The sequence below is a fragment of the Burkholderia sp. Se-20378 genome (assembly GCF_017104665.1).
Lineage (GTDB): Bacteria > Pseudomonadota > Gammaproteobacteria > Burkholderiales > Burkholderiaceae > Burkholderia > Burkholderia lata.
Window position 1 is genome coordinate 25,514 of the sequence record NZ_JAAGPG010000037.1, and the last position, 10,749, is coordinate 36,262.

The 10,749-nt window shown below is 66.3% G+C and carries 12 protein-coding genes and 1 pseudogene; 7 read left to right on the forward strand and 6 right to left on the reverse strand.

The genetic code is table 11. The annotated features are described in order from the left end of the window. Positions 1-47: 47 nt before the first annotated feature. Entirely contained in the window at positions 48-941 is an 894-nt protein-coding gene (locus tag G3N93_RS07340) for a LysR family transcriptional regulator ArgP (protein ID WP_206132673.1), read from the forward strand. A 55-nt stretch (positions 942-996) separates the two neighbouring features. Here the strand turns inward: G3N93_RS07340 and fnr are convergent, their stop codons facing one another. The 3 genes from fnr to G3N93_RS07355 all read right to left on the reverse strand — a co-directional run bounded on the left by fnr (position 997) and on the right by G3N93_RS07355 (position 3,320). Next, the gene (gene fnr, locus G3N93_RS07345) at positions 997-1,743 is read right to left on the reverse strand and encodes a fumarate/nitrate reduction transcriptional regulator Fnr (RefSeq protein ID WP_174940388.1); all 747 of its coding nucleotides are present in this window, start codon (positions 1,741-1,743) and stop codon (positions 997-999) included. 103 nt (positions 1,744-1,846) lie between these two features. Next, complete coding sequence (locus tag G3N93_RS07350; protein ID WP_011356725.1) at positions 1,847-2,314, reverse strand: universal stress protein; 468 nt, start codon at positions 2,312-2,314, stop codon at positions 1,847-1,849. 595 nt (positions 2,315-2,909) lie between these two features. Then, positions 2,910-3,320, reverse strand: a complete 411-nt coding sequence (locus tag G3N93_RS07355) for a DUF3005 domain-containing protein (RefSeq protein ID WP_174940386.1) — start codon at positions 3,318-3,320, stop codon at positions 2,910-2,912. Between the two features lie 278 nt (positions 3,321-3,598). Between G3N93_RS07355 and G3N93_RS07360 the strand changes: the two genes are divergently transcribed. Beyond that, positions 3,599-3,832 carry a hypothetical protein gene (locus G3N93_RS07360; RefSeq protein WP_011356723.1) on the forward strand — a complete coding sequence of 78 codons (234 nt, stop codon included), beginning with the start codon at positions 3,599-3,601 and terminating at the stop codon, positions 3,830-3,832. Between the two features lie 137 nt (positions 3,833-3,969). After that, positions 3,970-4,890, forward strand: coding sequence for a serine O-acetyltransferase EpsC (gene epsC / locus G3N93_RS07365; protein WP_174940384.1), 921 nt, complete (start codon positions 3,970-3,972; stop codon positions 4,888-4,890). 45 nt (positions 4,891-4,935) lie between these two features. Here the strand turns inward: epsC and G3N93_RS07370 are convergent, their stop codons facing one another. From G3N93_RS07370 to G3N93_RS07380, 3 genes are all read right to left on the reverse strand, one after another. Continuing rightward, positions 4,936-5,739 (reverse strand): SDR family oxidoreductase, encoded by an 804-nt coding sequence (locus G3N93_RS07370; RefSeq protein ID WP_206132674.1) that lies wholly within the window; start codon positions 5,737-5,739, stop codon positions 4,936-4,938. After that, complete coding sequence (gene folE / locus G3N93_RS07375; RefSeq protein ID WP_174940380.1) at positions 5,739-6,371, reverse strand: GTP cyclohydrolase I FolE; 633 nt, start codon at positions 6,369-6,371, stop codon at positions 5,739-5,741. The genes G3N93_RS07370 and folE overlap by 1 nt, the downstream gene beginning before the upstream one ends. An 89-nt stretch (positions 6,372-6,460) precedes the next feature. After that, complete coding sequence (locus G3N93_RS07380) at positions 6,461-7,387, reverse strand: LysR family transcriptional regulator (RefSeq protein ID WP_206132675.1); 927 nt, start codon at positions 7,385-7,387, stop codon at positions 6,461-6,463. Positions 7,388-7,653: 266 nt separating this feature from the next. Between G3N93_RS07380 and pobA the strand changes: the two genes are divergently transcribed. The 4 genes and pseudogenes from pobA to G3N93_RS07400 all read left to right on the forward strand — a co-directional run. Further along, complete coding sequence (gene pobA / locus G3N93_RS07385; RefSeq protein WP_206132676.1) at positions 7,654-8,886, forward strand: 4-hydroxybenzoate 3-monooxygenase; 1,233 nt, start codon at positions 7,654-7,656, stop codon at positions 8,884-8,886. Positions 8,887-9,028: 142 nt separating this feature from the next. Further along, a complete protein-coding gene (locus G3N93_RS07390; RefSeq protein ID WP_011356717.1) occupies positions 9,029-9,742 on the forward strand; it encodes a 3-oxoacid CoA-transferase subunit A in 714 nt (237 codons plus the stop codon). Positions 9,743-9,802: 60 nt separating this feature from the next. Further along, positions 9,803-10,459, forward strand: a complete 657-nt coding sequence (locus G3N93_RS07395) for a CoA transferase subunit B (protein WP_124456744.1) — start codon at positions 9,803-9,805, stop codon at positions 10,457-10,459. An 88-nt stretch (positions 10,460-10,547) separates the two neighbouring features. After that, positions 10,548-10,749, forward strand: a pseudogene (locus G3N93_RS07400) (3-carboxy-cis,cis-muconate cycloisomerase); the annotation flags it as partial.

Consider the following 10,749-nt stretch of genomic DNA (forward strand, 5'->3'; position numbering starts at 1 on the left):
TGAAAATAAGAGAAGCTAATTCACCTAATGCAGATTAAGGAAATCTAATGCTCGACTACGCGTTGCTCGATGCCCTCGCGGCCGTGATCCGGCACGGCTCGTTCGAGCGGGCGGCCAAGGAGCTGAATGTCACGCCGTCGGCCGTGTCGCAGCGCGTGAAACTGCTGGAGGAGCGGGTCGGCAGCGTGCTCGTCAAACGCGGGCAGCCGTGCGTCGCGACGACGTCGGGCGCGCTGCTGTGTCGGCACACCGAGCGCGTGCAACTGCTCGAGGCCGAGCTGGGCGGCCGGATGCCGGCGTTGCCGGGCCAGATCGCGAGCGCGTGGCCGACGTTGCGCGTGGCCGTCAACGACGACAGCGTCGCGACGTGGTTCATCGATGCGGTCGGGCCGTTCTGCACGGAGCGCGAAACGTTGCTCGACCTCGTGATCGACGACCAGGATTACACCGCTTCGCGCATTCGCGACGGCAGCGTGCAGGGGGCCGTAACCGCGCAGGCGGAGCCGATCCAGGGGTGCCGGTCGGAGCGGCTCGGGCGCATCCGCTATCGCGCGGTGTGCTCGCCGGCGTTTCACGAACGCTACTTCGGCGCGGGCATCACGCGCGATGCGCTGCGCCGCGCGCCGTGCGTGATGTTCAATCCGAAGGACGGGCTGCAGGCGCGTTTCATCCGGCGCGTGACGCGCGCGGATCTCGATCCGCCGCAGCACTGGATACCGCACGTCGCGGGCTACCTGCGTGCGTGCGAAACGGGATTGGGATGGGGAATGTGTCCGGACCGGATGGTCGACCGCCAACTGGCGGCGGGCGAACTGGTCGACATGTCGCGCGGGCGAACGATCGACATCGACCTTTACTGGCAGAGCTGGCGTTTGTCGATCGGCTGGCTCGACGATTTCAGCGCGGCGCTGAAGGCGCGCGCCGCGCTGTTTCTCGATTGATCGATCGCGTGACGCACACGGCGCGCGAGATGCGCGTGCCGCGTGCTGCATCACATCAGAGGTGATGCAGGCCGTCGAAATCGACGATCTGGACGTGGCGGCCCTGCATTTCGATCAGGCCGCGCTTCTGGAATTTCGACAGCGTGCGGCTGACCGTTTCGAGCGTCATGCCGAGGTAGCTGCCGATGTCTTCGCGCGTCATCCGCAGGTTGAATTCCGACGGCGAGTAACCGCGCTTCAGGTAGCGCGACGATACGTCGAGCAGGAACGCGGCGACACGTTCTTCGGCATTGAGCGAACCGAGCAGCATCGTTTGCGACGTTTCGCGCACGATCTGTTCGCTCATCAGCTTGTGCATGCGCAACTGCATCGAACCGGCTTCCGAGCACAGCGTCTTGAGCGCGCTGTACGGAATCACGCAGACCGAGCTGTCTTCCAGCGCGACCGCGGTGCGCGGATGCGTGTCGTCGCAGATGCCGTCGAGGCCGAGCGCTTCGCCGGCGAGATGCAGGCCGGTGACCTGCTCGCGGCCGTCATGGCGCGTCGCGACGGTTTTCAGCGAACCGGAGCGCACCGCGTACAGGTTGTCGAATGCGTCGCCTTCGCGGAACAGCGCTTCGCCGCGCTTGACCGGGCGCGCCGCGCAGATGACCGACTCGAGGCGACTGAGCGCTTCGGGCGCCAGGCCCTGCGGCATGCACAGGTGCCGCATTGCGCACGACGAGCAGTGTGCAGCCTGGCGAGGAGCCCAGCTACCGGCATGAGGCGTGGCGGCGGGACGTGTAGCGACGGGCGTCAGCATGATCGTTTACTCCGGCGTTGAATCGACGGAATCATTGTCCCACCGCAACTTGCCGCTGTCGGGTGACAAAACGTCGCGACCGCCCGCGCATGCCGAACGCCGCTTACGCGGCCGGTTCGTCGACGTTGGCGGCCGCCGGAATCAGCAGCACGGGCAGCGTTGCGTGGCGCACGCATTGCTCGGCGATGCTGCCGAGCACGAGACGGCGGAACCCGCGGCGGCCGTGCGTGCCGAGCACGAGGAGATCGGCATCGAATGCTTTCGCGCCGTCGAGGATCAGCGACGATACGTCGTTGAGTGACGTCGCTTCGCTCAGCTTCGTCTCGCCCTTCACGCCCGCTGCCTGCATCAGCGCGGTGAAATCTTTTGCGAGTGCGTTGCCCTGCGCGACGAGCTGATCGCGCAGCACGGACGGATCGTAGCCGGGCACGTTGTAGTAGATCGCGGCGTTCTCGACGACATAGAACGGTTGCAGCTCGGCGCCGTGCGATTTCGCGAGTGCCAGTGCGGCATCGAACGCATGGCGGGACGTGTCGCTGCCGTCGACGGCAACCAGAATTCGCTTGTACATAGTGTCTCCGAGTGGCGGGTTGAAACGAAGTCGGCCGGATGGCCGATCGGGCTGGGCAATGCGCAATGCTGCGAGGCAGAGTAAACCAATGGCCGGGACTTTGCAGTGAGGTGCCGGTCGTGCCGCGCGGCGACGAGCGATGCACTTGACGCATGCTGCGCCGCGCGACGCGTGTCGTGCGGCGTGGTGGTCGCTGTCGTCTGCATCGGCGGCGGGAAGGCATGCGCGCGCATCGGTGTCGCGTGTGGCACGCGCACATGCATCACCGCGCACGCCGATCGCATCGATACGAGGCGACACGGCACGACGGGACACGGCACGACGCGACACGACACGACAGTCACGCGGATGCATCGCCCGCATCGTCATTCAATCGCAACCGCGCCGTTTCGACATGACCTCGATCAATGCATGCGCGTCAGTGCGATTCACGGCATGCATGGCGCCGCCGGTGCCGCTGCGCGAAATCAAGCGTTCCTGCATCGTGCGGTTGCCGATGCACGGTCGGCGCACGGTCGCGTACGCCGATCCCCGGCCATCGGCTGTCGGCCGATACCGGTTCGCAAACGAACGATCGATTCAAACGCCGCGCCGGCTATCTCGGCACGGCCGTCAGCTCGAATACGCGCTCCGGCCGCCGCTGGTGGCCGGGCCAGTACGCGCTGCCGTACATCCGGTGGACGGGGCCGAACAGCGCGTCGCTCATGGGCGGCGGCGCGTCGAAGCCCTTCTCGATCACCATGTAGCCGGCACGCAGCGCGAACGCCGGATGATTGCCGCCGGGGCGGCTGTCGAAACCCGCGAAGCCGTCGCCGGCTTCCGGCATCGCATTGACGAGCGACGCATTGCTGCGCGTGATTTCGTCGGGCGAGATCGGCCCGCCGCCGGCGAGGCGCGCTGCCTCGCGGTTCTTGCCGTCGGTGTCGACCGTGCTGTCGTGGGTGTCGTCGTTGTCGAGCTCGATGCTGCGGGGATGCGAACGATCGGTTTGACCGGATGATTCCATCGCGGCTCTCCTCGCGGCGAAGCGTTCCGGATCGAAGCAAATCCCGTTCCGGGCGTGACGGGAAAAGGCGCGCGGGCGATCGCCGCGGTCGCGCGACGCGCACTGATTTGTCGTGATTTATTTCAGCTAGAAGACGCGTTTTCTACAGAGTATGATTCTTTTCCTGCGAAGCGGCGACAGGGGATTCAGTCGCGCCGCCTCTGCCCGCGCCGGGGGGCCGCAGCACCCTTAAAGACGGGTAGTGAACAACAAAGCAAGGGACTAGAGGTGGCGGATTCATGCAAGCGACTACTGCCTTCACGCACCGCGGTTATCTGTTGAACTGCGCGCCCGCGCGCGCCAGTGACGGTTCGTTCAAACCCTACGTCGTGATCTCCCGATCGAGCGACGGGGAACTCGTTGCGAACCGGTTTTTTCCGATCGAGCTCCAGTTCAACGACGAAGGCGACGCAATCGCGCACGCGCGCGATTGGGCCGTGCGCTGGATCGACGCGAGCAGCATCACGATCTGACGCCGCCGCGCTTCGGCGCCATCGGCCGTCCGGCCGATTCCCGGTGTGCCGCTCCCGGACAAAAAACGCGGTAATCTTGCGGAACCCGTCACTTTATTAGCGGCCGTGCGACCGAGCGCGGCTGCCTGCATTGGCATATGTCGACATCACCCGCCCGTCAGTGGGGCCTTGAAGAAATCGTTGCCGGCTTGCGCGAGTCGCGCGAGGAACTCCATCGCACGCGCCATCCGCGCGGCATCCGTGAGCTGCCGTCGCGCGATGCAATCTGCAAGATTGTGACCGGCCTGCGCGCGTCGATGTTTCCGACGCACTACGGCGCACCGGATCTGACCGACGAAAGCGTCGACTTCTACGTCGGCCACACGCTCGAAAGCACGCTGCGCATTCTGTCCGAACAGATCCGCCGTGCGCTGCCGTTCCTGCCCGAGCATGCCGATACGCCGTTCGCCGAGCTCGACGAACGCGCGTTCGAAATCGCGCGCGATTTCGGCCGGGAGTTGCCGGCGGTCCGCGCGCTGCTCGTCAGCGATATCCAGGCCGCGTATGCGGGCGATCCGGCCGCGCAGCACATCACCGAGATCCTGCTGTGCTACCCCGGCGTGCTGGCGATGATGCATCACCGGCTCGCGCACGCGCTGCACCGGCTCGGTGTGCCGCTGCTCGCGCGATTCATCAATGAAATCGCCCATTCGGCCACCGGCATCGACATCCACCCAGGCGCGCAGATCGGCCCGAGCTTCTTCATCGACCACGGCACGGGCGTCGTGATCGGCGAGACGGCGATCATCGGCGAGCGCGTGCGCGTGTACCAGGCCGTCACGCTCGGCGCGAAGAGCTTCCCGGCCGATGGCGAAGGTGCGCTGGTCAAGGGCAATGCGCGGCACCCGATCGTCGAGGACGACGTGGTGATCTACGCGGGCGCGACGATTCTCGGTCGCGTGACGATCGGGCGCGGCTCGGTGATCGGCGGCAACGTGTGGCTCACGCACAGCGTGCCGCCCGGCACGAGCGTCGCGCAGGGCAAGGTGCGCGAAGGCGGGAGCGCCGACAAGCCGTAACGCGGCGCGCGGCCGACGGCTGCCGGCCGCCGTCGCGCGCGTCGGTCAGTGCTTGCCGTCGGGCGCGCGGTGTTTGTACAGCACGTCCTGGTCGACGCGGATCAGGTTCTGCCCCGCATCGACGACGAAATCCACGCCGTTGTACGCGTTGCCCGTCAGCATCAGGATCGCGCTTGCGACGTCGTCGGGGCCCGCGATGCGCGCGAGCGGCGTCGATGCGCGGCTCGCGTGTTCGAAGTCGGCCTGCGTCTGGTCGTCGCTCGGCAGCATCAGCCCGGGGAACACCGCGTTCACGCGCAGCACCGGCGCGGACGACAGCGCGAGCATCTGCGTGAGGTTGCCGAGCGCGGCCTTCGCGACCGTATAGCTGAAATGGTCGCGGTGAAAGTTTTCCTTGATCTTCTGGTCGACCACATTCACGACCACACCCTGCGTACCGGCCGCGCGGGCCCGTTCGTAGAACGCGCGCGTGAGCAGGATCGGCGCGCGGCAGTTGACGGCCCACGCCTGGTCGAACGCCGCGAGATCGAAGCTCGGGAAATGGTCCTGCCAGAATACCGACGCATTGTTGACGAGCACGTCGAGGCGTCCGAAGCGCGCATAGACCTGGTCGATCAGCGCGGTGATCTGCGCGGCATCCGACAGGTCGGCCTGCAGCGCGACCGAATCGTGTCCACCTTCGGCGATCGCATGGGCTGTTGCCTGCGCCGCATCGGCCGAACGGTCGTAATGCACCGCGGTGCGATAGCCGTGCGCGGCGAAATACTCGGCGAACGCGCGCCCGGCCCGGCGCGCGGCGCCGGTCACGAGCACGACGGGCGCGTGCGCCGTTTGCTTCGTCTGCTCCATTACGTATTCGTCAGGTTGACTGAAGAAGGATTGGAGACGATCGACAGGAATTCGCGCCGCGTCGACGGATCGGTGCGGAACGTGCCGAGCATGCGCGACGTGACCATCTCGACGCCCGGCTTGTGCACGCCGCGCGTCGAGATGCACTGGTGCGCGGCTTCGAGGATCACGCCGACGCCCTTCGGCTGCAGCACGTCGAACAGCGTGTCGGCGATCTGCACGGTCATCTTTTCCTGGATCTGCAGGCGCTTCGCGAACGCGTCGACGAGGCGTGCAAGCTTCGAGATACCGACCACGCGATGATTCGGCAGATACGCGACGTGCGCGCGGCCGATGATCGGCACCATGTGGTGCTCGCAGTAGCTCTCGAAGCGGATGTCCTTCAGCACGATCATTTCGTCGTAGCCGTCGACTTCGCTGAACGTGCGCGCGAGGATGTCGCGCGGCTCCAGCGCGTAGCCGGCGAAGAACTGCTCATAGGCGCGCACGACGCGTGCGGGCGTGTCGATCAGGCCTTCGCGCGCGGGATCGTCGCCGGCCCAGCGCAACAGCACGCGAACTGCGTCTTCTGCTTCTTCACGGCTCGGGCGGGATGCGGCCGGCTCGGGCCGTGCGGACTTCTTTTTAGCCATCTATCTGCTCCATCGAATGCCGCCGCCGGGGCGGCGCGGAATCCGGGCATTGTTTCATGCTTTCGCGGGGCGCGTGCGAGGGCTGGCACTCACTTCGGCCATTCGTCCTGCTCGTCGTTGAACAGCGACGCGACCACGCCGCGCAGCCACGCGGTGCGCGGATCGTTGTGGTACTTGCGATGCCAGTGCTGCTTCAGGTCGAAGCGCGGCAGCGCGAGCGGCGGCTCGACGGGCACGATGAACGCATGCTCGGCCGCATACGCATAGCCGATCGCATGCGGCACCGTCGCGATCAGGTCGGTGCGGCTCAGGATGAACGGCAGGCTCATGAAGTGCGGCGTCTCGAGCACCGCGCGGCGCTGCATGCGCTGCTTCGCGAGATATTTCTCGAGCACCTCCTGGCTGCGGCCTTCGGCGCGCACCACCGCGTGCCCGCACCCGAGGAACTGCTCGACCGTGAACGGCGGCGTCTGTTCGAACGGATGGCCGCGCCGCATCAGGCACACGAACCGGTGCGTGAACAACCGCTGCTGGAAGAAGTTGTTGCCGTCGAGATCGGGGAAGTAGCCGACCGCGAGATCGATCGACCCGGCTTCGAGGCCGCGACCGACTTCGTCGTGTGCGAGCGAGACCGAGCGCAGGTTCGCGTGCGGCGCGCGCGTCGCGAACGCCTGCAGCAGCTTCGGCAGGAACACGATCTCGCCAACGTCCGACAGCGCGATCGAGAACGTATGCGTGCTCGCGGCCGGGTCGAAGTCGTGCGTCGCGACGAGCCCGCGCTCGATCTGCGCGAGCGCGTCGCGGGCGGCCGGCAGCAACGCGAGCGCGCGCGGCGTCGGTTCCATTCCGCGCGACGTGCGCACGAACAGCGGATCGCCGAAGTACTCGCGCAGGCGGCCGAGCGCCGTGCTCACGCGCGGCTGGCTGACGCCGAGCAGGTCGCCCGCGCGGCTCACGTTGCGCGTGTCGTCGAGCGCGACGAGGTAGGGAATGAGGTTCAGATCGAGCGCATCCATCGCCAGGTCAGTATCTTAAAAACGTATACAACATATCTCCTGAATCGCGTTGCCGCATAGTCGGGAAAGCGCTCAAATGTGTTCGACGATTCGAACCAATTAGCTTTGCATGGGACCGGAGTAAGTGCTGAAGCACTAACTCCGGTCGACCGCACAAGGCATGGGACCGGAGTAAGTGCTGAAGCACTAACTCCGGTCGACCGCACAAGGCATGGGACCGGAGTAAGCGCTGAAGCGCTAACTCCGGTCGACACAGGAGACAAACAATGCGCACCCAAGTCGCCATCATCGGCGCCGGTCCGTCCGGCCTTTTGCTTTCCCATCTGCTGCGCCTGCAAGGCGTCGATTCCATCCTCGTCGAAGCGCGTTCGCGCGAATACTGCGAGAACCGCATCCGCGCCGGCGTGCTGGAGCAGGGCACGGTCGACACGCTGAACGAAGCCGGCCTCGGCGACCGGATGCGCCGCGAAGGGCTCGAACACCACGGCATCGAGCTGCTGTTCTCGGGCCAGCGCCATCGCATCGACCTGTCCGCGCTCACCGGCGGGCGCGCGATCACCGTCTACAGCCAGCACGAAGTGGTGCGCGACCTGATCGCGGCCGGCGTCGAGCATGGCCACGCGATGCACTTCGAGGTGAGCGACGTCGCGTTGCACGACGTCGAAGGCGAGCACCCGTTCGTCACGTTCAAGCACGCCGACGGCCGCGAAGACCGCATCGACTGCGACTACATCGCCGGTTGCGACGGCTTCCACGGCATCGCGCGCCAGACGATTCCGGCCGAGCGGCTGAACACGTTCGAGCGCGTCTATCCGTTCGCGTGGCTCGGCATCCTCGCCGACGCGGCGCCGTCGCTCGACGAGCTCGTCTACGCGCATCACGACAACGGTTTCGCGCTGTTCTCGATGCGCTCGCCGACGGTCACGCGCCTGTACCTGCAGTGCAAGCCCGACGAAGACCTCACCGAATGGTCCGACACGCGGATCTGGGACGAATTGCACACGCGCTTCTCGAACGACACGGGCTGGACGCCGACCGAGGGCCGGATCACGCAGAAAAGCGTGACGCCGATGCGCAGCTTCGTGTCCGAGACGATGCAGCACGGGCGCCTGTTCCTCGCCGGCGACGCCGCGCACATCGTGCCGCCGACCGGCGCGAAGGGGATGAACCTCGCGGTGGCCGACGTCCGCGCGCTGTCCCGCGCGCTCGGTGCGCGCTACCGCAACGGCGACGCGACGCTGCTCGACACGTATTCGGCGACCTGCCTCGAGCGCGTGTGGCGCGCCGAGCACTTCTCGTACTTCATGACGAACATGCTGCATTCGTCGCCGGAAGACTCGCCGTTCGTCAATCGCCTGAAGTTCGCGGAACTGAAATACGTGACGCGCTCGCGGGCCGCCGCGCAGGCACTCGCCGAAAACTACGTCGGGCTGCCGTTCGACGATGTGACGGCCCCCGAGGCAACCCGCCTTGACAACGCGCTGTGCGCGACTCTATGATCGGCCCATCGTTCGCTAATCGAATCTAGGTTCGAATAGCGAACAAAGCCGGGATCGGTATCGGCCCCGGCGCGGCACGCGGCACGCGCGTGTCCCCTCGACAGGCCGCGCATCGAGCCGCGGGTTCGTATCAGGAAGAGACATGGTCAACAAGATTTTCGAATCGCTTCAGTCGGCGGTGGCCGACATCCACGACGGCGCGACAATCATGATCGGCGGCTTCGGCACGGCAGGCATGCCGTCCGAGCTGATCGACGCGCTGATCGAACAGGGCGCGCGCGACCTGACGATCGTCAACAACAACGCGGGCAACGGCGAGACGGGCCTCGCGGCGCTGCTGAAGGCGAAGCAGGTGCGCAAGATCATCTGCTCGTTCCCGCGCCAGAGCGATTCGCAGATATTCGACGGGCTGTACCGCGCCGGCGAGATCGAGCTGGAGCTCGTGCCGCAGGGCAATCTCGCGGAGCGCATCCGCGCGGCGGGCGCCGGCATCGGCGGCTTCTTCACGCCGACCGGCTACGGCACCAAGCTCGCGGAAGGCAAGGAAACGCGCGTGATCGACGGCAAGCCGTATGTGTTCGAGACGCCGATCCATGCCGATTTCGCGCTCGTGAAGGCGTACAAGGGCGATCGCTGGGGCAATCTCGTGTATCGCAAGACCGCGCGCAACTTCGGGCCGATCATGGCCAGCGCCGCGAAGGTCGCGATCGTGCAGGTGTCGGAAGTCGTGCCGCTCGGCGCGCTGAACCCGGAACACATCGTGACGCCGGGCATTTTCGTTCAGCGCATCGTCGAAGTGCCGCAGGCCGCGCATGCGGCCGAGCTGGCCGCCGAACACGCATCGCAAGCCGCCTGAACTTTGTATGGGACCGGAGTAAGCGCTGAAGCGCCAACTCCGGTCGCCAGGAGACCCGACATGAAACGACTGACCCGCGATGAAATGGCCAAGCGCGTCGCCCAGGACATCCCCGAAGGCGCGTATGTGAACCTCGGTATCGGCGTGCCGACGCTGGTGGCGAACCACCTCGACCCGAGCAAGGAAATCTTCCTGCACAGCGAGAACGGGCTGCTCGGCATGGGCCCCGCGCCCGCGCCCGGCGAGGAAGACGACGAACTGATCAACGCCGGCAAGCAGCACGTGACGCTGCTCACCGGCGGCGCGTATTTCCACCATTCGGATTCGTTCGCGATGATGCGCGGCGGCCACCTCGACTACTGCGTGCTCGGCGCGTTCCAGGTATCCGCGACCGGCGACCTCGCGAACTGGCATACGGGTGCGCCCGATGCGATTCCGGCGGTCGGCGGTGCGATGGATCTCGCGATCGGCGCGAAGCAGGTGTTCGTGATGATGGAGCACCTGACGAAGCAGGGCGAAAGCAAGATCGTCGCGCAGTGCTCGTATCCGGTCACCGGCGTGCAGTGCGTGAGCCGCATCTATACGGATCTCGCCGTGCTCGACGTGACGGCCGACGGCCTCGCAGTGAGCGAGATCTTCACCGACCTGTCGTTCGACGAACTGCAGAAGCTGACCGGCGTGCCGCTGATCGACGCGACGCAAAAGGCCGCTGCCTGAACCGCGAGCGTGCCGGCGCGTGCGCTTGCGCGCATGCCGGCACGCTTGGGTGGACAATAGGCGCACGCCGTTTCCCCAATCTGATGCCATGCTCGAAGACAGCGCCCGCCTGACCTCCCTCATCTGCGGCACCGAGCCGCTCAACCGGATCTGGTCGCCCCGCGCGACGATCCAGCGGATGCTCGACGTCGAGGCCGCGCTCGCGCGTGCGCTCGCCGCGCAGCAGGTGATTCCCGCCGCCGCGGTTGCGCCGATCGAACGCGCGTGCGACGCCGGCCGGCTCGACGCCG

What these genes read in the sequence shown, in the direction of transcription:
- G3N93_RS07350 (WP_011356725.1), bottom strand. Translation starts at nt 2,314, where the DNA reads ATGTACAAGCGAATTCTGGTTGCCGTCGACGGCAGCGACACGTCCCGC.
- G3N93_RS07395 (WP_124456744.1), top strand. Translation starts at nt 9,803, where the DNA reads ATGAAACGACTGACCCGCGATGAAATGGCCAAGCGCGTCGCCCAGGAC.
- folE (WP_174940380.1), bottom strand. Translation starts at nt 6,371, where the DNA reads ATGGCTAAAAAGAAGTCCGCACGGCCCGAGCCGGCCGCATCCCGCCCG.
- epsC (WP_174940384.1), top strand. Translation starts at nt 3,970, where the DNA reads ATGTCGACATCACCCGCCCGTCAGTGGGGCCTTGAAGAAATCGTTGCC.
- G3N93_RS07390 (WP_011356717.1), top strand. Translation starts at nt 9,029, where the DNA reads ATGGTCAACAAGATTTTCGAATCGCTTCAGTCGGCGGTGGCCGACATC.
- G3N93_RS07340 (WP_206132673.1), top strand. Translation starts at nt 48, where the DNA reads ATGCTCGACTACGCGTTGCTCGATGCCCTCGCGGCCGTGATCCGGCAC.
- G3N93_RS07360 (WP_011356723.1), top strand. Translation starts at nt 3,599, where the DNA reads ATGCAAGCGACTACTGCCTTCACGCACCGCGGTTATCTGTTGAACTGC.
- G3N93_RS07355 (WP_174940386.1), bottom strand. Translation starts at nt 3,320, where the DNA reads ATGGAATCATCCGGTCAAACCGATCGTTCGCATCCCCGCAGCATCGAG.
- G3N93_RS07380 (WP_206132675.1), bottom strand. Translation starts at nt 7,387, where the DNA reads ATGGATGCGCTCGATCTGAACCTCATTCCCTACCTCGTCGCGCTCGAC.
- G3N93_RS07370 (WP_206132674.1), bottom strand. Translation starts at nt 5,739, where the DNA reads ATGGAGCAGACGAAGCAAACGGCGCACGCGCCCGTCGTGCTCGTGACC.
- pobA (WP_206132676.1), top strand. Translation starts at nt 7,654, where the DNA reads ATGCGCACCCAAGTCGCCATCATCGGCGCCGGTCCGTCCGGCCTTTTG.
- fnr (WP_174940388.1), bottom strand. Translation starts at nt 1,743, where the DNA reads ATGCTGACGCCCGTCGCTACACGTCCCGCCGCCACGCCTCATGCCGGT.